This is a genomic window from Geobacter sp. FeAm09 (assembly GCF_008330225.1).
GTDB lineage: Bacteria > Desulfobacterota > Desulfuromonadia > Geobacterales > Pseudopelobacteraceae > Oryzomonas.
On record NZ_CP042466.1, the window covers coordinates 1,665,330 to 1,690,119 of the forward strand.

General features: G+C 61.5%; 14 protein-coding genes, 1 pseudogene and 1 riboswitch. Of the genes and pseudogenes, 14 read left to right on the forward strand and 1 reads right to left on the reverse strand.

Annotated features, from left to right (window positions below; genetic code table 11):
• Window positions 1–10: 10 nt before the first annotated feature.
• Entirely contained in the window at window positions 11–2,503 is a 2,493-nt protein-coding gene (locus tag FO488_RS07905) for a glycogen/starch/alpha-glucan phosphorylase (RefSeq protein ID WP_149210060.1), read from the reverse strand.
• Between the two features lie 242 nt (window positions 2,504–2,745).
• A riboswitch (cyclic di-GMP riboswitch) is annotated at window positions 2,746–2,825 on the forward strand.
• A gap of 69 nt (window positions 2,826–2,894) precedes the next feature.
• Here FO488_RS07905 and FO488_RS19670 point away from each other — a divergent pair.
• The 14 genes and pseudogenes from FO488_RS19670 (at window position 2,895) to ilvC (ending at window position 24,721) form a co-directional block, all read left to right on the forward strand.
• Entirely contained in the window at window positions 2,895–3,050 is a 156-nt protein-coding gene (locus FO488_RS19670) for a hypothetical protein (RefSeq protein WP_205743379.1), read from the forward strand.
• Between the two features lie 1,231 nt (window positions 3,051–4,281).
• A complete protein-coding gene (locus FO488_RS20410; RefSeq protein WP_370514329.1) occupies window positions 4,282–8,031 on the forward strand; it encodes a beta strand repeat-containing protein in 3,750 nt (1,249 codons plus the stop codon).
• A gap of 34 nt (window positions 8,032–8,065) precedes the next feature.
• On the forward strand, window positions 8,066–8,620 hold the full coding sequence (locus FO488_RS07915) for a hypothetical protein (RefSeq protein ID WP_149210062.1): 555 nt from the start codon (window positions 8,066–8,068) through the stop codon (window positions 8,618–8,620).
• 273 nt (window positions 8,621–8,893) lie between these two features.
• Window positions 8,894–10,555, forward strand: coding sequence for a dihydroxy-acid dehydratase (gene ilvD, locus FO488_RS07920; RefSeq protein ID WP_149210063.1), 1,662 nt, complete (start codon window positions 8,894–8,896; stop codon window positions 10,553–10,555).
• Window positions 10,556–10,954: 399 nt separating this feature from the next.
• Window positions 10,955–12,654, forward strand: a pseudogene (gene ilvB / locus FO488_RS07925) (biosynthetic-type acetolactate synthase large subunit).
• A gap of 169 nt (window positions 12,655–12,823) precedes the next feature.
• Complete coding sequence (ilvN, locus tag FO488_RS07930; protein ID WP_149210064.1) at window positions 12,824–13,315, forward strand: acetolactate synthase small subunit; 492 nt, start codon at window positions 12,824–12,826, stop codon at window positions 13,313–13,315.
• Window positions 13,316–13,664: 349 nt separating this feature from the next.
• Window positions 13,665–17,315 (forward strand): DUF748 domain-containing protein, encoded by a 3,651-nt coding sequence (locus FO488_RS07935; RefSeq protein ID WP_149210065.1) that lies wholly within the window; start codon window positions 13,665–13,667, stop codon window positions 17,313–17,315.
• Between the two features lie 3 nt (window positions 17,316–17,318).
• On the forward strand, window positions 17,319–18,674 hold the full coding sequence (locus tag FO488_RS07940; RefSeq protein ID WP_149210066.1) for an MATE family efflux transporter: 1,356 nt from the start codon (window positions 17,319–17,321) through the stop codon (window positions 18,672–18,674).
• Window positions 18,671–19,978, forward strand: coding sequence for a tRNA (N(6)-L-threonylcarbamoyladenosine(37)-C(2))-methylthiotransferase MtaB (gene mtaB / locus FO488_RS07945; RefSeq protein WP_149210067.1), 1,308 nt, complete (start codon window positions 18,671–18,673; stop codon window positions 19,976–19,978). Before FO488_RS07940 ends, mtaB begins: the two co-directional genes overlap by 4 nt.
• An 83-nt stretch (window positions 19,979–20,061) precedes the next feature.
• A complete protein-coding gene (locus FO488_RS07950; protein ID WP_149210068.1) occupies window positions 20,062–20,853 on the forward strand; it encodes an amino acid ABC transporter substrate-binding protein in 792 nt (263 codons plus the stop codon).
• A 5-nt stretch (window positions 20,854–20,858) separates the two neighbouring features.
• Window positions 20,859–21,875, forward strand: a complete 1,017-nt coding sequence (locus tag FO488_RS07955) for an ABC transporter permease subunit (RefSeq protein WP_149210069.1) — start codon at window positions 20,859–20,861, stop codon at window positions 21,873–21,875.
• Window positions 21,862–22,638, forward strand: coding sequence for an amino acid ABC transporter ATP-binding protein (locus tag FO488_RS07960; protein WP_149210070.1), 777 nt, complete (start codon window positions 21,862–21,864; stop codon window positions 22,636–22,638). Before FO488_RS07955 ends, FO488_RS07960 begins: the two co-directional genes overlap by 14 nt.
• Before the next feature lie 365 nt (window positions 22,639–23,003).
• Entirely contained in the window at window positions 23,004–23,423 is a 420-nt protein-coding gene (locus FO488_RS07965) for a response regulator (RefSeq protein ID WP_149210071.1), read from the forward strand.
• Between the two features lie 281 nt (window positions 23,424–23,704).
• Window positions 23,705–24,721 carry a ketol-acid reductoisomerase gene (ilvC, locus tag FO488_RS07970; RefSeq protein ID WP_149210072.1) on the forward strand — a complete coding sequence of 339 codons (1,017 nt, stop codon included), beginning with the start codon at window positions 23,705–23,707 and terminating at the stop codon, window positions 24,719–24,721.
• Window positions 24,722–24,790 lie beyond the last annotated feature (69 nt).

Consider the following 24,790-nt stretch of genomic DNA (forward strand, 5'->3'; position numbering starts at 1 on the left):
CCGTTCCGGGTCAGGCCAGGTCGCGCCGGCTGTGACGGCCGATATTTTCAGGTTTGACGCCCCAGATCTCCCGGGCATACTCGGCGATGGTGCGGTCGCTGGAGAATTTCCCCATGCCGGCCGTGTTGAGGATCGATGTGCGGGTCCATTCGTGGGGGTGGCGGTAGAGCCGGTCAACCTCGTCCTGGCAGGCGACATAGGAGGCGTAGTCGGCCAGGAGCAGGTAGGTGTCGTTGCCCAGCAGGCTATCCACAATCGGTTTGAACAGACCGGGTTCGCCCGGCGAGAACGTGCCGTCGGCGATCATGCCCAGGGCCTGCTGCAACTCCGGGTTGCGGGCATGATAGTCGCCGGGACGGTAGCCGGCCCGTTTCAGCCCCTCCACCTGTTCGGCGTTCATGCCGAAGATGAAGATGTTGTCGCGGCCGACCTCTTCCATGATCTCGATATTGGCGCCGTCCAGGGTGCCGATGGTCAGGGCGCCGTTCAGGGCGTACTTCATGTTGCCGGTGCCGGACGCCTCGGTCCCCGCGGTGGAGATCTGCTCCGACAGGTCGGCTGCCGGGAAGATGAGCTCTGCCAGGGAAACGCTGTAATTGGCCAGGAACACCACCTTGAGCAGGTCGTTGGCCGCCGGGTCGTTGTTGACCACCTCTCCCACGGCATTGATGAGGCGGATGATCAGTTTGGCCATGAAATAGGATGGCGCCGCCTTGCCGCTGAAGATGACCGTGCGGGGAGGGACGTTCAGGCCCGGATTGGCCCTGATGCGGTTATAGCGGGCGATGACGTGGAGCACGTTGAGCAGTTGCCGCTTGTATTCGTGCAGGCGCTTGGTCTGGCAGTCGAACAGGGAGTCGGGCGAGACCTGAATGCCGTTGTGCCGGTAGATGTAGTCCGCCAGCCTCCGTTTGTTGGCGCGTTTGACCTCCGCCCACTGCTGCTGAAAATCCCGGTCGTGGGCCATTGGCCGCAGTTTTTGCAGTTCATCCAGGTTGGTGACCCAGGCGTCGCCGATGGTGGACGAGATCAGGTCCGACAACCAGGGGTTGGCGTGTTTGAGCCAACGCCGCTGGGTGATGCCGTTGGTCTTGTTGTTGAAACGTTCCGGCCAGAGGGCGAAGAAGTCGCTGAACAGGTGATCTTTCAGGATGTCGCTGTGCAGTGCCGACACGCCGTTGACGGAGTGGCTGCCGACGATGGCCAGATAGGCCATGCGGATATGTTTTTCCCCCTCTTCCCCCACAATTGACATGCGACGTAATCGGTCGCTGTCCCCGGGAAACCGGGCCCCCGCTTCCTTGAGGAAATGGTCGTTGATCAGGTAGACGATCTGCAGATGGCGCGGCAGGATGCCCTCCAGCATGCGCACCGGCCATTTTTCCAGGGCCTCGGGCAGGATGGTGTGGTTGGTGTAGGCGAAGGTCTTCACGGAAAGATCCCAGGCCGTTTCCCAGGAGAGCATCTTCTCGTCCAGCAGGATGCGCATCAGTTCCGGGATGGCCAGGGTGGGGTGGGTGTCGTTGAGCTGGATCGCCACCCGTTCGGGCAGCAGGCCCAGGTCGTCGTGTTTCTTGGAGAAGCGGTAAAAGATGTCCTGCACGGTGGCCGACGCCAGAAAGTACTCCTGGCGCAGGCGCAACTCCTTCCCCTCGGCCATGTGGTCGGCCGGGTAGAGCACCTTGGAGATGTTTTCGGTCTTCATCTTGGATTCGACCGCGCCGACGTAGTTGCCCCGGTTGAAGGACTCCAGCTCGAATTCGCGGGTGGATTTGGCGCTCCACAGGCGCATGGTGTTGACCGTTTCGTTGCCGTAGCCCGGCACCGGCACGTCGTAGGCCAGGGCCATGACGTCGTGGGTATCGACCCACGAGTGGCGTATCTCCCCCGCCGGGCCGCTCGATTCAACGACCCGGCCTTCGTAGCGGATCTTGTGCAGATGCTCCTGACGGCCGAACTCCCAGGGGTTTTCGTAGCGGAGCCAGTTGTCCGGCAGTTCGTACTGGCCGCCGTCGATGATCTTCTGGAAGAACATGCCGTACTCGTAGCGGATGCCGTAGCCGTAGGCCGGCAGGCTCATGGTGGCCATGGAGTCGAGAAAACATGCCGCCAGTCGCCCCAGGCCGCCGTTGCCCAGGCCCGCGTCCCACTCGTTTCCGGCGATGTCCTCCAGGTCTATCCCCATCTCCATGAGGGCGTTTTCCCACTCATCCCTGATTCCCAGGTTGATCAGGCTGTTGCCCAGGCTGCGCCCCATCAGGAACTCCATGGAGATGTAATAGACCCGCTTGGCGTCATTGATGTAATAGGACTGCTGGGTGTCGAGCCAGCGTTCCGCCAGCATGTCCCGCACGGCAAAGGCCAGGGCCAGGTAGAGATCGGCCTTGGTGGCCGAGTACTTGTCCTTGACCAGGGTGTAGTGGAGATGCCGCATGAAGGAGCGCTGCAGGTCGGTTACGGTCGGTTTCCCCTCACCGGCAGAGGTCGTATGGTTTGCGTTCATGGGACCGGCCCTTCAGGTAACGTGATCGGGAACGACGACAAAAGTATATAGGCACATCTTCCCGAAAGCAAGGTTAGGTATGTTTAATGATGGTGGCCGGCAGGCGTGGACCGGGCGCTGTGCCGCTTAGGGGATCTCGTCGCCGGGGAGCGCCGTGCGGGAAAGAGGTTAATAAAGCGAGTTGTGTATACTGACTTGATTTTGAATTTTCTTAGTATATTTAGTAAATATGTACATTTTTTTACTCGAACGGGCAAAGTCAGGGCAACCTGACGACGCAAAGCTACCTGTCCAATTCCCGTTGGATAGAGGGGCCGCCGAGGGAACATCCTGCGACGGGCCCGCCCTTAAATAAGGACGGGCCTTTTCTTTTGTGCAGCGTATCCCTGCCATGGTGACGGCATTCATGACGGCGGCCGCTGCCAAAGCGGCACGGGGCGGCCTTGATGGTGGGGCCTCGATCAGCGCGGTATTGGCATTGAAAACCATATCTGAAAAAATCGGAAACAACGTTCAATGGATTTATAGGGGGGAGCATGCATACTGAAAATCAGCGTAGAAACTGGTTGCTAGCACGTATTGTATTCTTTTTGATGACGATGCTGGCTTGTTCGGGAGGGGCCTGGGCGGCAGGGACGTCGGGAACGCTTTCGTTCACTGCGGGTGACGGCGATGTGCAATACTCCTTACAATCAACAACAAGAACTGTAGGAGGGCAAACATTTACGATCAGTGCTCTTCCCGGGAACGTTCTTGGCTACGATTCCAGCCAAGGCGCAGATGGCCTCTATGTTTATGATGGTGGTGCCAGCTCTGGCGTCAATGTAACCATTGCGGCACCGAATGGCTACGTGTTCGACATAGATTCATTCAAGGCGTTGGCATCGGATACGGTAGTAAGCTATGTTCTGACGTATGGGAATGGATCGACTGCATCCGGTTCTCTGAATGGCGTCAGCACGAGCGGCCTGAGCACGCTCAGTCCGACGATAAGCGGCATTAAGCAGATCGTATTGAGTTCAGTGGATTATGCTGTTTTCCAGGATTTCGCCCTGAGCAATATACATCCGTTGACATTTGCAGTTACCTACAATGGCAATGGCAACACCGGGGGGGCTGTGCCGACGGATGCCACGGCCTACTCCAATGGCAGCACCGTTACGGTGTTGGGCAACACGGGCTCACTAACGCGTACCGGCTATACCTTCTATCGTTGGGATACCGTTTCTGGTGGTGGTGGCGCCCACTATGTCGGTGGGGATACCTTTTCCATATCGAGCGATACAACATTGTATGCTCAGTGGACCGCCAATCCCCCCAGCGCAACAACCGGGTCGGCGACGTCTGTGACGGCTACGGGGGCGACACTGGGTGGAACGGTCAATGACAATGGGCTCGCTACAACGGTAACATTCGATTATGGCCTGACGACAGGGTATGGCACCAACGTTGCGGCAACAACAGGCGGAACGGTTGGCGCAGGCACGGGGAGTACCTCCGTCGGGTTGAGTTTATCGGGCCTTACGTGCAATACGCCGTATCACTTCCGGGCCAAGGCGGTCAATGCCGGTGGAACCACCTATGGGAGTGACGGTAACTTTACGACGACTGCCTGCGTGCCTGGCGCACCGACCATTGGTACAGCGACGGCGGGCAATGGCCAAGCCTCGGTGGTATTTTCCGCTCCGGGGTCGGACGGCGGGGCTGCTATCAGCGGTTACACGGTTACCTCCAACCCGGGCAGTAAGGTTGGCACCGGAACGACCAGCCCGATTACCGTGACGGGGCTGACCAATGGCACCGCTTACACCTTTACGGTGACGGCTACCAATAGCGTGGGGACAGGGGCTGCATCGGCGTCTTCCAGTAGTGTGACGCCCAAGGCAACTCAGGCCATCACCTTCGCCAATCCGGGCGCCCAGAACTTCGGCACCACCCCGACCCTGTCCGCCACCGCCGATTCCGGCCTGACCGTTACCTTCACCTCGTCCACCACCGGGGTATGCACCATCACCAGCGGCGGGACGCTCACCTTCCTCACCACCGGCACCTGCACCATCAACGCCGATCAGGCGGGCAACGCCACCTATGCCGCCGCCACCACGGTCACCCAGCCCTTTGCCATCAATGCCGTGGCACCCGGCGCCCCCACCGGCGTAACGACCACGGTGAGCGACGGCCAGGCGACCGTCACCTTCAGCGCACCGGCCAGCAACGGTGGGGCGGCCATCACCGGCTATACCGTGGTTTCCACCCCGGCGGGCGGCACCGACACCAACGCCGGAAGCACGGCACTTTCCCACGTGGTTACCGGGCTCGCCAACGGCACCGCCTACACCTTCACGGTCACGGCCACCAACGGCGCCGGTACCGGCTCCGCCTCGGCCGCCACCACCAGTGCCACCCCCAGGGGGAACCAGGCCATCACCTTCAATAACCCGGGCGCCCAGAATTTCGGCAGCGCTCTGACGCTGAGCGCGACGACCAATGCGGCGGGCCAGACCGTTGCTTTCAGTTCCAGCACCACCGGTGTGTGCACCGTCAGCGGCACAACCGCCACCTTCGTGATGGCGGGGACGTGTACGATCAAGGCAGACGCTGCCGCCACCTCCAGCTATCTGGCCGCACCGACAGTCACCCAGAGCTTCTCGGTCAACGCCGTGGTTCCCGGCGCCCCCACCATCACCTCTGTCACAGGAGGTATCGGCCAGGCCATGGTGGTATTCACCGCGCCCGCCAGTAACGGCGGGGCTGCCATAACCGGCTATACCGTCACCTCCAGCCCGGACAACCTGACGGCAACGGCACTCGGCAGCCCCATTACGCTGAACGGGGTCACCAACGGCACGGCTTACACCTTCACGGTCACAGCTACCAACAGCGCGGGCACCGGCCCCGCCTCGGCCCCCTCCACAAGTTTCACCCCCAAGGGGATCCAGACCATCACCTTCGCTCAGCCTGCTGCCCAGAGTTTCGGCACCACGCCGACCCTGGCCGCCACCGCCTCCTCCGGCCTGACCGTCACCTTTACCTCCTCCACCACCGGCGTCTGCACCATCACCGGTGGAGGTGCGCTCACCTTTCTCACCACCGGCACCTGCACCATCAACGCCGCCCAGGCGGGCAACGCCGCCTATGTCGCCGCCGCGACCGTGACGTGGTCGTTCAACGTGGCGGCCGTGGTGCCCGGTGCGCCCACCATCGGCAGTGCCTCGGCGGGCGACACCCTGGCTTCGGTGACCTTCACCGCCCCGGCCTTTACCGGCGGTTCTGCCGTCACCTCCTATACCGTTACCACCAACCCCGGCGGCCTCACGGCCACCGGCACCGCCAGCCCGATTACCGTCACCGGGCTCACCAACGGCACCGCCTACACCTTCACGGTGACGGCCACCAACAACGTCGGAACAGGGGCAGCCTCCGCAGCCTCCAGCAGCGTCACCCCCAATCCGGGCCCCGCCGTGGCCAGCGTCGCCGTTCCCGCCAACGGCACCTACAAGATCGGCGACAACCTGGACTTCACCATCATCTGGGACAGCGTCGCCACCGTTACCGGCACCCCGCGCATGGCGCTGGTTATCGGCAGCAGCACGGTCTACGCCACCTATATGTCCGGCTCGGGCACCACCGCCACCCTGTTCCGCTACACCGTGACCGCCGGCCAGAGCGACAGCGACGGCATCACCGTCGGCGCCTTGACCCTCAACGGCGGCACCATCAGAAACAGCGCCAACAGCAACGCCACCCTGACCCTCACCGGTGTCGGAAACACGTCCGGTGTATTGGTCGATACCACGGCGCCGACCCTGCCGGCAGTGAACATCGTGGTCAACAACCAGTCCGATCCGCACAAGATCGTGCTGACGTTCAATAAGGCCCTCAACGCCACCACCATCGGCGCCGCCTCTGCCTGGGCGGCAGCCGCCAACGGCGGCGCCCCGATCTACGCCATCGCCGGCGCGGCGTTGACCGCCGCCAATCAGGTTACCCTGACCCTGGCTGCGGTAGACATCACCACTGCCGCCACCTTCATCACCGACAGCGCCGCCAACGCCCACCTCAGGATCACGCCGCCCGCAACCCTGGCCGACAGCGTCGGCAACACCTACGCCGCCGGTCAGGTCACGGAATCCGGTGCCGCCCATATCCTGGACACCACCCCGCCGGTCCTCGCCAGTGTCGGCATCGGCGCTGCCACCAGCACCGGCGGCACCATGACGGCTATTGCCAGCGAGAAGGCCAAGGGGTACTGGATCGCCGTTGCCGGCGGCGCCACGGCCCCCGCCGTGGCCCAGGTCAAGGCGGGCGTCGCCTACGGCGGCGTCACGGTCGTGGCCGACGGCACCGGGGCACTGCCGGCGGGCAGTGCCGGCAGCATCGCCCTGAACGGTTTAGCGCCCAGCACCGTCTACGACATCTACCTGGTGGCCGAAGACGCAGCGGGCAACGCCACGGCTGCGGTCGCCAAGGCCGTCATTACCACGGGTGCGGCCCTGAAGGTCTCGACCCTGCCCGACGGGGCGGTCACCACCGACACCACCCTCAACGTCAGCGGCACGGCGGGCACCCCGGCCAACCTCAAGAGCCTCACCATCAACGGCACCAGCGTGGCGGTGGCGGCGGACGGCAGTTTCAGCTACCCGGTCCAACTGCTGGCCGGGGCCAATGCCATCACCGTCGTCGCCACCGACATCAGCGGCACCATTGCCACCGACAGCCGCACCATCACCCTGGACAGCAGCGCGCTCCACCTGGCGGTCGCCTATCCGCCGGACAACAAGGCGCTTATCCAGCAGTCCGTCACCGTCACCGGCTCCATCGCGGAACTGCTCGCCAGCGGCACCGCCAAGATCGCGGCCAAAGCCGAGGCCGCCACCGCCGCCGATCCAACCATGGTGGTCAGCTACAGCATCAACGACGGGACGCCCGGCACCGCCACCCTGACCGACGGGACCTATTCCTTCACCGTCGATCTCACCAGCGGCATGAACACCATCCAGATATCGGCGGCGAACGGGGCGGGCAAGACCGCCCAGGCCAAGCGCACGGTCACCTACCAGCCCGCGTTCTCCCTGACGGTCAGCGACCCGGCCAGCGACATCCGCACCCCCCAGACCTCCTACCTGCTGCAAGGGATCGTGGCGGACAACAGCGCACCGGTCACCGTCACCATCACCATGGATGGCCAGACCTACACCCCCACGGTGGACAGCACCACCGGGGCCTTCCAGCAGCAGCTGACCTTCAGCGGCAGCAAGGTCTACCAGGTGAGCGTCACCGCCACCGACGGCAGCGCCACCCTTTCCGTGCCCCGCAACATCATCACCGTGGCCGGGGCCGGATCGGCCTTTACCATCGTGGACGCCCTCACGGCGTTGAAAGCGTCCGTGGGCCTCGTCACTCCGGACCAGAGCCAGATCCTCAGGCTGGATGTGGCCCCCATGGTGAGTGGCGTTTCCGTTGGTGACGGTATGGTGGATATGGAAGACGTCATCATTGTCTTGCGCAAAGCGGTCGGACTACTCTAATCTATTCAACAATTATCCCAAGGAGGATTGCTCCATGAAGACCACCCTGAAACTCATCCTCGCCACCCTCACGCTCGCCGCCCTGTACGGCTGCGGAGGCGGCGGCAACGGCAGCAGCACCCCCACAGCGGTGGCCGACAGCTACGTCTTTCCCAGCGGCACGGCGACCATTACCTTCTCCGCCATGAGCACGGCCCAGCTGGCCGCGCCGGTCAGCGGCATCGACTTCACCGTCACCCTGCCCGCCGGCATGACCCCCACAACCGCCGGTGGCGCATCGGGGCAGATCGACAGCACGACCATCACCGCCGGCTCGGCCCTGACCGGCACCAACCTGGCCTTCGGCACCTATTCCGTATCCACGCGCAAGGCCCACCTCTCCATGGCCACCACCAGCAACAGCTACCGCTCCGGCGAGTTCCTGCGCCTGACCTGCACCGTGGCTTCCGGTACTTCCATCACCCTGGCGCAGTTCAAGGCCGCCAACGATCCGGTGACCATCATCAAGGCCGTGGGGTACGACAGCGCCACCGCCAGCACGGTGGTGCTCACCGACAAGCTCAAAGTCACCATCGGAGCGCTGAAGTAACGGAGAATATTGTGTAACCACCTTTTCGGGCCGCTTGACATCTGTGCATGCGGCTCGGAAAGGGTCTCGCGATTCTCCACCGCTACCCCGTCGATACGGACGGCCGCCAGCATATGCAGGCGGCCGTCCGATTTTTTCTGCATAATATCCTCGAAAACTCTACGGCATTCCGGGTTGACACCGGTTCGCATATATACTATCGTTTATATCCTTTATCCGCGCCAATCGGCTGTTTGGCGCCATGAAAATCCGCACCACCGAGGACAATCAATCATGCGCAGCGATACCATCAAGCAGGGACTCGAACGAACACCGCACCGGGCGCTCCTCAAGGGAACCGGCGTTCCCGACAGCGCTTTCGAAAAACCGTTCATCGGCGTGGCGACCAGCTTCACCGATCTGATTCCGGGGCACTCCGGCATGCGCGACCTGGAGCGCTTCATCGAGAAAGGGGTCCACACCGGCGGGGGCCATGCCTTCTTCTTCGGCATCCCCGGCGTCTGCGACGGCATTGCCATGGGGCACAAGGGGATGCACTACTCCCTGCCGACCCGCGAGCTGATCGCCGACATGGTGGAATCGGTGGCCGAGGCGCACCGGCTGGACGGCCTGGTGCTCCTGACCAACTGCGACAAGATCACCCCCGGCATGCTCATGGCCGCCGCGCGCCTGAACATCCCGTGCATCATCGTCACCGCCGGTCCGATGATGAGCGGCCGCAGCCTGAGCGGCCGGAAATATTCCTTTGTCACCGATACCTTCGAGGCCATGGCCCGCTACAAGGCCGGCGTGATCGACGACAAGGAGCTCAAGGTCTGCGAGGACAACGCCTGCCCCGGCATGGGCTCCTGCCAGGGGCTGTTCACCGCCAATACCATGGCCATCCTGACCGAGACCATGGGGATGAGCCTGCCCCGCTGCGGCACCGCCCTGGCGGTTTCGGCCTTGAAACGCCGCATCGCCTTTGCCTCGGGAGAGAAGATCGTCGAGCTGGTGAAAAACGACGTCAAGCCCCGCGACATCATGACCCGCGCGGCTTTCGAAAACGCCATCCGGGTCGATCTGGCCCTGGGCGGTTCGTCCAACACCGTGCTGCACCTGCTGGCCATCGCCCGGGAGGCGGGGGTGGACCTGCCGCTGGAAACCTTCGACATCCTGGCCAAGGACACCCCGCAACTGGCCTCCATGAACCCGGCCGGGGAATACTTCATGGAAGACCTGGACGTGGCCGGCGGCGTCGGCGGCGTGCTCAAACAGTTGGGGGACAAGATCAAGGATGCGCCGACCCTGTTCGGCCTGACCACCCATCAGTTGGCGGCAAGCATCGCCAACGTGGATGAAGAGGTGATCCGTCCGCTCTCGAACCCGATCAAGAAAGAGGGAGGCATCGCCATCCTCTCCGGCAACCTGGCCCCCAAGGGGGCGGTGGTCAAGCAGTCGGGCGTGTCGGCCGCCATGATGCTGTTCGAGGGGACGGCCCGCTGCTTCGATGCCGAGGAAAAGGCCATGGCCGCCATCATGGAAGGGAAGATCACCTCGGGCGACGTGGTGGTGATCCGCTATGAAGGCCCCAAGGGCGGCCCCGGCATGCGGGAGATGCTGGCTCCCACGGCGGCCATCATGGGGATGGGGCTCGGCGATTCCGTGGCCCTGGTGACCGACGGCCGTTTCTCCGGCGGCACCCGCGGACCCTGCATCGGCCACATCTCGCCGGAAGCCGCCGAGGGCGGTCCCATTGCCCTGGTGGAAGAAGGGGATCGCATTCTGCTCGATATCCCCAACCGCCGCCTGGAGCTGCTGGTGGACGAGGCTACCCTGGCCGCCCGCCGGGCCGCCTGGAAAGCGCCGGAAGCCAAGATCAGGACCGGCTGGCTGGCGCGCTACGCCAAACTGGTCACGTCGGCCCACACCGGCGCCGTAACGACGGCCGATTGAGACGGTTGTTGAAAACAGCCATCTACGCCGCCATCCTCGAAAACCCTTTTCGTGCGGCGTAACGCCCCTCATCCTATCCTTCTCCCAAAGGGAGAAGGGATACCGTTCCCTCTCCCTCCGGGAGAGGGTGGCCAAAGGCCGGGTGAGGGCCTCCTCAGGGTCTTCTGCGGGTGCGACGATCTGACTATTTTTGAACAACCTCAGTTTTTCAACAGATTATGTTACTACTTCCGGGGTTGATGCATCTGGCGTCTTGAACCGGAATGCTGCCTAAAGGAGGAACCATGGAAACGCTTCCGAACAGGTTGATCGTTTTCGCCCTGCATGTCCGTACTTCAGCGACGGCGCGAAAACGATAGCTTGCATTTCAACCATCCATTACATTCAGAGGTATCACCCATGAAAATGAACGGTGCACGAATATTGCTGGAATGTCTCAAAAAGGAAGGTGTGGACACGGTCTTCGGTTATCCCGGAGGCACCGTGATCAACATATACAACGAACTCTTCGGTTTCAAGGATATCCACCACATCCTGCCGCGCCATGAACAGGCCGGCACCCATGCGGCCGACGGCTATGCCCGCGCCACCGGCAAGGTCGGCGTCGCCATCGCCACCTCCGGGCCGGGCGCCACCAACACCGTGACCGGCATCGCCACGGCCTACATGGATTCGATTCCCATGGTGATCATCACCGGCCAGGTGTCCACGGCGCTCATCGGCAACGATGCCTTCCAGGAGGTGGATATCATCGGTATCACCCGCTCCTGCACCAAGCACAATTTTCTCGTGCGGGATGTGAAGGACCTGGCGCTGATCATAAAGAAGGCCTTCTATATCGCCAGCACCGGCCGGCCCGGCCCGGTGCTGGTGGACCTTCCCAAGGACGTGCAGATCGCCGAGACCGAGTTCGCCTACCCGGATACGGTGGAACTGCGCAGCTACAAGCCGACCGTGGCCGGACATCCCCGCCAGGTGGAAAAAGCGGTGGATATGCTGCTGGAGTCCCAACGTCCGGTGATCTACGTGGGGGGAGGGGTCATACTGGCCAATGCCTCCGACGAGCTGACCGGCCTGGCCCGCAAGCTGTCGGTGCCCGTAACCACCACCCTGATGGGGCTCGGCTCCTTTCCGGGAAACGATCCGCTTTCCCTGGGCATGCTGGGCATGCACGGCTCCTACTGCGCCAATATGGCCATGACCAACAGCGATTTGATCATTGCCGTGGGGGCGCGCTTCGATGACCGGGTGACCGGCAAGATCGCCACGTTCGCGCCTACCGCCAAGATCATCCACATCGACGTGGACCCGACCTCCATCAAGAAAAACGTGCGGGTCGATCTGCCGATCGTGGGGGATGTAAAGGACGTCCTGACCAAGATGATCAAGCTGGCCGACAAGCACAAGGAGAAAGCGGCCGGCTTCAAAACGGCGCTGGCCCCCTGGCATGAGGATATTGCCGGCTGGAAGGCCAAACATCCCCTTGCCTACAAGCAGAGCGCCACCGTCATCAAGCCCCAGTTCGTCATTCAGAAGTTGCGCGAACTGTCGGACGACGACGCCATCATCGCCACCGACGTGGGACAGCACCAGATGTGGACCGCCCAGTTCTTCCAGTTCAACAGGCCGCGCACCCTCCTCTCCTCGGGGGGCTCGGCACCATGGGGTACGGCCTGCCGGCCGCCATGGGGGCCCAGGCAGCCTTTCCCGAGCGCCAGGTGATCACCATCTGCGGCGACGGCGGCGTGCAGATGAACATCCAGGAGATCGCCACCCTGGTGCAGAACCGCCTGCCGGTCAAGATCGTGATCCTGAACAACAACTTCCTCGGCATGGTGCGCCAGTGGCAGGAACTGTTCTTCGACAAACGCTATTCCCAGACCTGCATGGAACTGCCCATCGATTTCGTCAAGCTGGCCGAGGCCTATGGGGCCAAAGGTTTCAGCACCTCCAAGCCGGGCGAGGTGGAGACCGTCATCAAGCAGGCCTTCAAGGAAAAAGGGCCGGTGATCATGGAGTTCAAGATCGCCCGCGAAGAAAAGGTGCTGCCCATGGTTCCGGCCGGGGCATCCCTGAACGAGATGGTGCTGAACGCCTAACTGACTGATAGCAATTTGCCACAGAGACGCGGATATACGGAGAAAACCGAGAGAGAAAAACACTCTGGATAATCGTTTGTTTATTCTTTTGTTGTGGTTTTCTCCGTGTCCCCCTGTGTCTCAGTGCCTCTGTGGCGGAAGTAGCTTTTGACTTTATGGAGGTTTCCCCATGCTGCATACCATATCAGTGCTGGTTGAAAACGAATTCGGCGTACTTTCCCGCGTGGCGAGCCTTTTTTCGGGACGCGGCTTCAACATCGATTCCCTGACCGTCGCTCCGACCAACGAGGAGGGGCTCTCGCGCATGACCATCGTCACCCGCGGCGACGAACAGATCCTCGAACAGATCACCAAGCAGCTCAACAAGCTGGTCGATGTGCTCAAGGTGATCGACTTCAGCGACGGCAGCGCCATCGAGCGCGAGATGATCCTGGTCAAGGTCACGGCCGAGGATGAAAATCGCGCCGAGGTGCTGCGGATCGTGGACATCTTCCGTGCCAAGATCATCGACGTCACTCCCAAATCCTATACCATCGAGGCCACCGGCAGTCCGACCAAGATCGACGCCATCCTGGAACTGCTCCGCCCCCTGGGGTTGAAGGAACTGGTCCGCACCGGCGCCGTGGCCATCGGGCGCGGCGCCAAGGGGTGGAAAGGGTAGGGCGCGGCCGCCGCATGCTCGCTCGGGGCCGCGCAAACACTCATTGCGCGGCCCTTTTCGTCTGATCATTGGCCACAGAGCCATACAAGACGCGTGGAAAACCCGCAAGGAAATCCGAACCTGCCGCAGAGACGCGGAGACGCAGAGAAAAACAGAGACACATTAAAAAAACAGCCGGTTTGAGGATGGTTTACCCCCCAAGAATATCTTTCGTCCTGCTCCATGTACCCCTGTGTCTCCGCGTCTCTATGGCGGAAATGCCGATTTTGGACTATTACGGTGATGCTTTCGTGCTATTATTTACCCACAAGAAATTCCTCTGTTGATCCGTCTCTGCCGTGAGGGCACCATGTCGAAACAACGCAAGATAGCCATCATCATCGCCGCCACGTTTGTGGCACTCATCCTTTTCTGCAGCGCCATCCTGCCGCTCATCGTCCGCAGCCAGGCCGTCGCGGCCCTGGGGGATGCCATCGGCCGGAAGGTCCGCATCGAGAAGGTCGGCATCAACCCCTTTACCCTCACGGTCACGGTTTCGGGCTTTGCCATCGAGGAAAAGGACGGCGGCCCCTTCGTCTCCATCGGGCAGCTTCGCGCCTCCCTCAGCCTGGCCTCGATCTACAAGCGCGCCCTGATCATCTCCCGGGTCGCCGTCGAGGCGCCTTCGCTCTCCATTGCCCGCCTGGCCGCCAACCGGTACAACTTCAACGACATCATCGAGCGCCAGAAGGCAAAGCCCAAAAAGGAATCCAGCGGCGAATTCCGCTTCTCCATCAACAACATCACCCTTGCCAACGGTTCCGTGGATTTCGACGACCAGGCCGTGGGCGGGGGGAGGAAGCACACCGTCCGCGACCTCAGGGTTGCGGTTCCCTTTATCAGCAATATCCCCTATCTGGTGGAAAAATACACCGATCCCCACATCTCGGCCCTGGTGAACGGCGCCCCCTTCAGCTTTTCCGGCAAGGTAAAACCGCTCAGCAAGTCCATGGAAACCTCGGTGCACATCGACCTGCGGCAGCTCGACCTGCCCGGCTATGTGGCCTATGCACCGGTCAGGCCGCCGGCCGATCTGGCGTCCGGCAAACTGACCGTCAACACGGATGTCAGTTACCGCATATCGGCGGACAAAAAGCCGGAATTGACCATCAGGGGGCTGGTGCAACTGGACAACATCGCCGTCAACCTGAAAGAGGGGCAGCCGCTGTTCCGGCTCCCGTTGTTCCAGGTGCGGGCATCGGACCTGGAGGTCTTTGCCCGGCGTTTTCTGGTGGATAACGTCACCATGGAAGGGCTTGAACTGTTTGCCGGGCGTACCGCCGGCGGGGAGTGGATGTATCAGCGCCTGCTGCCCCGGCCTGCCGGAACACCGCGGCAACCGGCTGCCGAAACCGCCAAGACCACCAAGACCACCGCTGAAGCGAAAAGCGGCTCCGCACCGCTGCTCGTCCGCATCGGTTCCTTCGATTTCAGAAACGGCGTACTCCACATCAGCGACGCCCTCCCCAAGGGGGGCTTCAAGGGCAACGCCACCGGGATCAATGCCGCAGTGAAGGGCTTCACCACCGAACCGGGCAAATCGGCGGATTACGAGGTGGCGCTCTCCCTGGACAACGAGGCCGAATTCAACGCCGACGGCGCTTTCAGCCTGGCGCCGCTCAAGGCCACGGTTTCGGCCGAGTTGAATGATCTGAAGCTCCAGAAGGGGTGGCCCTACCTGGCCGGTTTCCTGACGGCGCCGCTCAAGGGAACCCTGGATCTGGCCGTCGAGGCGGCCTATACCCCGGAGAGCGGGGTGGACGTGGCGCGGGCGGACCTGGGCTTAAGCGGACTCTCGGCCCGCTACGGCGACAAGGAAGGATTTGACCTGAGGCGCCTGGAGGTGAACGGCGCGGCCTACCGCCAGAAAGAGAACCGCCTTGACCTGGACGAGATCATGCTGGCCCAGGGCAATGTGTCCCTCTCCCGCGAGGTGAACGGCGCCATCTCGCTCCTGTCGCTGCTGAAAAAGCCCCAGGAACAGGGGGCATCGGCGAAAAAGGCCGGGGCCGCGAAAAAAACCGCCGCAGCGGGACCGTCGGCCCCTGCCAGAGAGTTCTCCTTCCGCGTCAAAAAGGTGCGCCTGGACAAGCTTGCCGCTTCCTTTACGGACAAGACGCTGTCGGAAAAGCCCCACTTCACGCTGCGCAACACCAGCCTCACCCTGGTCAACCTGAACGGCCCGCGCTTCACCCCGGCGCAATTGCGCTTCTCCACGATCTTCGACAAGGCCACCCCGCTCAAGGCCAGCGGCACGATCACGCCCAACCCCTTCCACTACAAGGGTAGCGTCAGTGCGGGCAGGCTGCCGCTGCGCGACTTCGAGGCATACTTTCCCTCCAACATCAACGTCTTTGTCCTGGGGGGCTCCGTCGACGCCACCATGAGCGTGGACATCGCCCTCAAGGGGGGCAAGCCGACCGGCACGTTCAAGGGCAACGCCGGCATCCGCGGCTTCCACGCCATCGACACCGTGGCCGAGGAGGACCTGCTCAAGTGGGAAAGCCTGCAACTGGACGACATCCAGGGCAATCTGGAACCCTTCAGCCTGGCTCTGCGCCAGATCGCCCTCAACGGGGTCTACTCCCGCATCATCGTGCGCAAGGACGGTACGCTGAACCTGCAGAACCTGGTGGAAAAACCCAAACCGCCAGCGGCCTCCCCCGCTGCCCCGGCACCCGCCGCGCCCGTACCCGCCGCCCCGGTAGCGGCCGCACCTGCGGCTGCCGCTGCGCCGCAGCAGGCGGCCGCCAAAAAGCAGATCCAGATCGGTGCCGTGACGATCCAGGACGGCACCTTGTCCTTTAGCGACAACCACCTGCCGCAGCATTTCGCCACCACCTTCTACAACCTGGGCGGCCGGGTCAGCGGCCTCAGTTCCGAGGAATCCAAGTTTGCCGACGTGGACCTGCGGGGCAACCTGGAGAACCATTCGCCACTCCAGATCACCGGCCGGATCAACCCGCTGCGCGACGATCTGTTCGTGGACCTGAAGGTCTCCTTCCGTGATATCGAACTTTCGCCCGTTACCCCCTATTCCGGCACCTACCTCGGGTACACGGTGGAGAAGGGCAAGCTGTACCTGGATCTCATGTACCGCATCGACAAGAAGCAACTGGATGCCTTCAACAACATCTTCATCGACCAGTTTACCTTCGGCGAGAAGGTGGAGAGCGACAAGGCCACCAAGCTGCCGGTCAAGCTGGGCCTGGCCCTGCTCAAGGACCGCAAGGGGGAGATCCATCTGGACGTGCCGGTTGCCGGCCGTACCGACGACCCCAAATTCAGCGTCTGGAAGCTGGTTTTTCAGGTTCTCAGGAACCTGATGGTCAAGGCGGTCACCTCGCCCCTGTCGCTGCTCTCCTCCATGTTCGGCAACGGCCAGGATTTCAGCGCCATCCAGTTCAGCCACGGCACCAGCGCGATCCCCCCCCAGGAGGAGCAGAAGTTGAACGCCCTCGCCAAGGCGCTCCTGGACCGGCCGGCCCTCAAGGTGGAGTTGAAGGGGTACGTGGACCGGGAAAAGGACACGGAGGGGTATCGCCGTGAACTGCTGGAGCGGAAGGTGAAAGGGGAAAAATTCCTGGCCCTGGGCAAACAGGGGACGCTGAAGGAGGGTGAGAAGGCCGACAGTATCGTGGTGGGGAATGATGAGTATCCGACCTATCTGACCGCGGTCTACAAAAAAGAAAAGTTCCCCAAGCCGCGCAATATGCTCGGTCTGGTCAAGACCCTTCCTCCCGAGGAGATGAAGAAACTGATCATCGCCAATACGGTGATCGGGGAGCCGGAACTGAAAAAACTGGCCCACGAGCGGGTGGTGGCGGTCATGAATTACCTGGTGGCAAAAGGCCATGTCCCGGCCGAACGGGTTTTCCAGAAGAATGACGACCTGTTCAAGGCGCCGGAAAAGGAGACGACTTCACGCAGCCGGGTGGAGTTGAATGCCATTGCACAGTAACCCATGACCACCGACCTGACCACCGCCCCTATCCCGGCACTGATCCGGCGCCTGGCCATCCCCTCCGGGATCGGTTTCTTTTTCAACACCATGTTCAACGTGGTGGATACCTGGTATGCCGGCCGGCTTTCCACCACGGCGCTGGCGGCCATGTCACTCTGCTTCCCGGTGTTCTTCATCATCCTGGCGGTGGGCGCGGGCATATCCACCGGGGCAACGACCCTCATCGGCAATGCGCTGGGACGGGGGCAGCGCGACGAGGCCCAGCGCTTCGTGCTGCAGTCCCTTTCCTTCGCGCTGGTGCATGCCGTTGCCCTGACCGCCTTGGGACTGGCGTTTGCGCCCCGCATCTTTACCTTCATGGGCGCCGAGGGGGAGTACCTCACCCTGGCGCTCGGCTACATGAACGTGACCCTGTGCGGCGCGACCTTTTCCATGCTCAATTTCGTGATGAGCTCCATCCTTAACTCCCACGGCAATACGGTCACCTATCGCAATTTTCTGGTCACGGTCTTTTTCCTCAACCTGGTCCTCGACCCCTGGTTCATGTACGGCGGGCTGGGGGTGCCCACCATGGGGTTGCCCGGCATCGCCTTGGCCACGGTCTCGACCCAGTGCCTGGGCAATTTTTACCTCTTCGGCAGCCTCTCGCGCTTGAAGGTGCTTCCCGTTTTTGCCCTGCGTGACCTGTGGCCCCGCCGGTACTATTACGGCGAATTGATGAAGCAGGGCTTTCCCTCGGCCATGAATATGATGACCGTGACCGTGGGGGTCTTCATCATCACCTGGTTCGCCGGCAGGTTCGGCAAGGAGGTGGTGGCGGCCTACGGCATCGGCACCCGCATCGAACAGCTCGCCCTGTTGCCGATCATGGGGCTGAACGTTTCCACCCTGGCCTTGACCGCCCAGAATTTCGGCGCGGGGAACCTGAAACGTATCCGCCAGGTATTGGCCCTGTCACTCCGCTACGGTTTCATCCTTGCCGCCATCGGCACGGCCCTGGTGCTGGTTTTCAGCGCCGATCTGATGTCGGCCTTCAGCCGCGATGGGGCGGTCATAGCCGCCGGGGTCCGTTATCTGGGGATCGAAGCGCTCGTGTTCCCGGCCTATGTGCTCCTCTATGTATGCGTCTCGGCCATGCAGGGGGTCAAACGCCCCGGCTTCGCGCTGCTGATCGGCCTCTACCGGCAGATTGCGGTGCCCTTTCTGGTCTTTCCCCTGCTGGCCATCATGCTGGGGTGGGGCGTGATGGGCATCTGGTGGGGCATTTTCATCACCACCTGGTCGGCCGCCGTCATTGTGGTCATCTATGTCACCTGGATCGTGAAAAAGTTGGAAAAGGATACGCTACCCGCATGAAACGTGTTGCCATTGCCACCCTGGGCTGCAAGACCAACCAGTTCGAGTCCGCCGCCATGAGCGAGCAATTCCGTAAGGCCGGCTACCGCGTGGTCCCCTTCACCGAGCCGGCCGACATCTACGTGGTCAACTCCTGCACGGTCACCGCCCGCACCGACGCGGAGACCCGCCGCCTGATCCGGCGCGCCCGCCGCCTGAACCCCCAGGCCCGCATCGTCGCCACCGGCTGCTACGCCCAGGTGGCGCCGGGGGAACTGGAGCGCATGCCCGAGGTGGACAGCGTGCTGGGCAATCGGGAAAAACAGGATATCGCCGGCCTGGTGGCGGCGGGCGGGAGCCGCATCTCGGACATCAGCACCGAACAGGCAGCCGAGCCGCTGCCGCTTTCGAGCTTTGCCGAGCATACCCGAGCCTTTCTCCAGGCCCAGAACGGCTGCAACTCCTTCTGCGCCTACTGCATCGTGCCCTACGCCCGGGGCAGGAGCCGCAGCGTGCCCCTGGACGACGTGCTGCAAGGGGTGCGGGAACTGGCCGCCAACGGCTACCGGGAGGTGGTGCTCACCGGCATTCACCTGGGGGCCTACGGGCTCGACCTCGCGCCGCGGCACTCCCTGGCCGACCTGGTGCGGCGCATCACGGAAGACGGCAGTGTGCCGCGCCTGCGGATCGGTTCGGTGGAGCCCAACGAACTGAGCGACGAATTGATCGGACTCATGGCCGCCTCGACCGCCGTCTGTCCCCATGTGCATCTCCCCTTGCAGAGCGGCAGCGACACGGTACTGCAGCGCATGGGGCGGCGCTACACGGCCCGCTTCTTCCGCGATCTGGTGGCCCGGGTCACGGCCGCACTGCCGGACGCCTTCATCGGGGCCGATGTGATTGCCGGGTTTCCCGGCGAAACGGACGAGGAATTTCTGGAGACCCTGCACCTGGTGGAGGAGGTGCCGTTTTCCGATCTGCACGTATTTCCCTTTTCCCGGCGGGCCGGCACCAAAGCGGCCGGGATGCCCGCCCAGGTGGCGGCCCAGGTCGTCAGGGAGAGAGGGGAGCGGCTGCGGGATGCTGCTGCGGCCAAAAAGACGGCATTCCTCCAACGTTTCGTCGGGCGCACCCTGCCGGTCCTGGGGCAGACATGGCAGCCGGGAACAGGGTGCATCAAAGGGCTGAGCAGGAATTACCTCCAGGTGGAATACGCCGCAGCGGAAGAATTGGTGAATCGGGAGGCAACCGTCGTGATCGAGCAGATCCGTGACGGGCGGGCACTGGGGCGGCTGGCCGGGTTATGGGCGGAACAACATTCGTAAAAACGTATCTTTCCTTGACTGGTCCAACCATTTCTGTGATAATCACGCCCCGTTTTGTCAAATTATTGTTTGAGGAGATGGCCATGAAGAAGACGCTTGTTCTGTGCTTAACTGTTCTGTTGTCCCTTGCGGCGGTCTGCGCCTTTGCCGGCGACGGGTCCTGGGAGCGCGTCAAAAAAGAGGGTAAGCTGGTCATCGGGCTCGATGACGCCTTTCCGCCCATGGGGTATCGCCAGGCAGACGGCAAACTGGTCGGCTTCGACGTTGATGCGGCTGAAGAGGTCGGCAAGCGTCTCGGCATCAAGATCGCATGGCAGCCCACCGCCTGGGAAGGGGTGATCCACTCCCTGAACGCCAAGAAGTTCGACTGCATCTGGAACGGCATGACCATCACGCCGGAGCGGGCCAAGGAAGTGGCCTTCACCAAGCCCTATATCATGGACGGCCAGATTGCGGTGGTCAATTTCAAGGAAAAACGTTTCAAAGGGCTGAAAGACCTGAAGGGGATCAAAGCCGGCACCCAGAAAGGGTCCTCCGGCCTGGAAGCGGTCAAGAAGCTTGCCACCCCGCCGAAGGAACTGAAGGAATACGAAGATTACCCCAAGGCGCTGCTTGATCTGGAAGCCGGGCGTATCGACGTGGTGGTGGTGGACAACGTCACCGGCCGCGACATGATCGCCAAGCGTCCCGGAAAGTTCAAGATCCTCCCCGGCATGATCAGCAAGGAGCCCTTTGGCGTGGCTTTCCGCAAAGAGGACAACGGCCTGCGCGACAAGGTGCAGCAGACCCTGGACAAGATGGTCAAGGACGGTTCCATGGCCAAGATCTCCCGGAAATGGTTTGCGGAAGATATCGCTAATCCCAAGAAATTCTAGAGACTATGAAACGTTTTTACATACACTTCAGCAGGGTCGCCGTGACCCTGCTTTTTTTGTGGACGCTGGCCGGAACCGCTCTGGCACTGGATGGTGACGCCCTTTCCCGCCAGGCGGGGGAACTGATGGCCCAGGGGGACCTGCCGGGCGCCGTGGAGCTGCTCAAGCAGGTTCCGGTTCCGGCCAAAGGCGGCGATGCAAGCGCTTTTGTGGCCAGCCGCATGCAGATGGCCAGGATCTATGTTTCGTTGAACGAGGCCGACAAGGCCCTGGCCGCCAGCCGGGAAGTCCTGGCGCTGTTCCCCGACAACAGCGAGGCCCGGAACACGGTCGCCGCCATCCAGAAACAGCAGCAGTCGCGCTGGCTCTCGCTCTTGGACGACTGCCGCAAATTCCTCCCGGCCCTGCTCAAGGGTGCGGTTATGACCCTCTTGCTGGTGCTCTGCACCATGCTGGTATCCCCCTTGGGGGGGCTCCTGATCGCCTTGGGGCGCATCAGCACCTTTCGGCCCCTGTCCGCCGTCTGCTGGTTCGTGATCTGGTTCTTCCGCGGCACGCCGCTCCTGCTCCAACTGTTCTTCATCTATTACGGCCTGCCGGCCTTCGGCGTGACCCTGCCGCCCTTGACGGCCGCCGTGATCGGCCTTGGGCTCAACTACTCGGCCTATCTGGGCGAGATCATCCGCGGCGCGATCCAAAGCATCGATCAGGGGCAGATGGAGGCGGCCAAGGCCATCGGCATGACCTACGGCCAAGCCATGCGGCGAGTCATCATCCCCCAGACCTACAAGCGCCTGATGCCCCCCATCGGCAACGAATTCATCGCCCTGATCAAGGACACTGCCCTGGTATCCACCATCGCCATGGTGGAGTTGATGCGCTCGGCCGACCAGCTTTTCAACACCTATTTCAACATCACGGCCCTGGCTCTGGCGGCGGTCATCTATCTCCTCTTGACGAGCATCTTCACCTTCATCTTTGAAAAAATCGAATATCGGGCAGGGATCTATGAGCACCGCTAGGGAGCCGTTGATACGGCTCATGGGCATCACCAAGCGTTTCAAAAACCTGACGGCCGTGGACCGGATCGACCTGGACGTCTTTCCGGGCGAGAAACTGGTCATCGTCGGGCCGTCGGGATCGGGCAAATCCACACTGCTGCGCTCCATCAACCTGTTGGAAGAGATCGATGACGGGGTAATCCGTTTCCAGGATCGCGAGGTGGGATACGTCACCCGCCACGGCCGCCGCCATCTCGACCGCCCCCAGGCGGTGTGCGCCCTGCGCACCGAGATCGGCATGGTGTTCCAGCATTTCCATCTCTTCCCCCACATGACCGTGCTGGGCAATGTCATGGAGGGGCCGCTGACCGTCCGCAAGATGCCGCTCCCAGAGGCCCGTCAGGTCGCCCTGGACATGCTGGTCAAGGTCGGGCTGGCCGACAAGCGGGACGTTTTTCCCGCCACCCTGTCGGGGGGGCAGAAACAGCGGGTAGCCATTGCCCGAGCCCTGGCCATGCGGCCAAAGCTCATGTTGTTCGACGAACCGACCTCGGCCCTGGACCCGGAACTGGTGGGGGAGGTGTTCGACACCATTCATACCCTGGCCGACGAAGGCATGACCATGATCATCGTCACCCATCACATGGGCTTTGCCCGTGAACTGGCCGACCGGGTGATCTTCATGGAATCGGGCCGTTTTCTGGCCCAGGGCGCCCCCCAGGAGTTTTTCAGCGTTGGCCAGGAAAACGAGCGCATCAGGAGCTTCCTCAACAGGCTGCTGTGAAAAGGCAGGTATCATCACGTTTTCAAACCGGAAGGCCCTGGCGCCTTCCGGTTTTTTTGTGACGTCCGCGGGGGAGTGTTAAAATAGTTACCATTGGTAAAAAAACAACAACTTATTGATATTAAAATAATATTTAGTTTAGTGTTAAAAAAAGTAACACTTTGTATGATGCTGTAATTATTGGATAAAATTAAAAGTGTTAAAAAAATTACCATTTTTCTTATGCTTCAAGGTGCTCCATTGAACGCCGCGCGGAGGTGTGCGTATGCAACGATCCGATACCATGGGTTTTTTGCGAGATGGCACGAGAGTTGATATGAATTTATAGTTATACCGTATCCCATGTCCGGCCGACGGAGACATCAATGGCACTATCACTTCAGTCCGCGCACCTTGAGAATGATGGCCAGCAGAAACAGAGAACGATCCTGGTGGTTGATGACGAGTTGCTGGTGCGGCAGATGTTGCAGGATTGTCTCGAAGAGTACGGCTTTGCGGTGCTTACCGCCACGGACGGGGTCGAGGCGTGCGGACTTTTCATGAAAGAGTCCGCGCGGATCGACCTATTGGTGAGTGACGTGCTCATGCCGAAGATGAACGGTTTTTACGCCTATCAGGTCATGTGCCGGGTGAAGCCGGGGTTGAAGGCCATTCTGGTGAGCGGCTACCCGAATGGTGCCGATATGATCAACGAAGGGAGCGCAAACCCACCGGAATTTCTCTCCAAGCCGATCAGTCCCAGGGAGTTGATCTCGAAGATACACGCAATGCTGGGGAGCGTATGACGGTCTAGACGGAGAAATTCCGGGCGGCGCGGGAAGGGGGATTGCGGGAAGTTGCGGTAAAGATTCCGGAATACCCTGCCGAAATGGGAAATGAGGTATTTTGTAAACAAAAACGCCCTCTTCGAGCAAGAGGGCGTTTTTGTTGTCTTGGGAGCCGCCCCGGCTTCTTCTTGTGGTAATTTATTGACAGTTGCCGGGGAATGTACTATTTTCAGCACTTGTTTTATCAACGGTTTGTACCGGTTTTTCCGGAAAATTTCGTAGGAAGGTGGAACAAGAGCATGAAGGTCTATTACGACAAAGATTGTAACGTAGCACTTCTGAAAAAGAAAAAAGTCGCCATCGTCGGCTATGGTTCCCAGGGGCATGCCCATGCCCTGAACCTTAAAGATTCGGGTATCGATGTCCTCGTCGCTCTGAAAAAGGATTCCTCCTCAGTGAAGAAGGCCAAGGACGCCGGGTTCAAGGTCGTCACGGTGGCCGAGGCCGCCAAGGTGGCCGATGTCCTGATGATCCTGCTCCCGGACGAGATCCAGGGCGACATCTACCGCGAGGAGATCGCCCCCTATCTGAAAAAGGGCGCTTCCATCGCCTTTGGCCACGGCTTCAATATCCATTTCGGCCAGATCGTTCCCCGTGAAGACATCAATGTCTTCATGGTGGCCCCCAAGGGGCCGGGGCATCTGGTGCGCCATGAGTACACCAAAGGGGGCGGCGTGCCGTGCCTGATCGCGCTGCACCAGGATCCCTCCAAGAAGACCAAGGACCTGGCCCTGGCCTATGCCTCGGCAGTTGGCGGCGGCCGCTCCGGCATCATCGAAACCTCGTTCAAAGAGGAAACCGAGACCGACCTGTTCGGCGAGCAGGCCGTGCTGTGCGGCGGCATTGCCGCCCTGATCCAGGCCGGGTTCGAAACCCTGGTCGAGGCCGGCTACGCCCCGGAGATGGCATATTTCGAATGCCTGCACGAAACCAAGCTGATCGTTGACCTGATCTATGAAGGCGGCATCGCCAACATGCGCTACTCGGTCTCCAACACCGCCGAATACGGCGACCTGACCCGGGGCCCGCGCGTGATCACCGCCGATACCAAGAAAGAGATGAAAAAGATCCTCGACGAGATCCAGACCGGCGAATTCTGCAAGGAGTGGATGCTGGAGAACAAGGTCAACAAGCCGACCTTCAACGCCCTGCGCCGTCGCGGTTCCGAGCACCAGATCGAGCAGGTCGGCGCCAAGCTGCGCGCCCTGATGCCCTGGATCGGCAAGAACAAGATCGTCGATAAGACCAAAAACTAGAATAATTTTACGCATCCGACACCCCTTTGCCCTATGGGAGAGGGGTGTCCGCGTGTTCAGGCAGGTTGC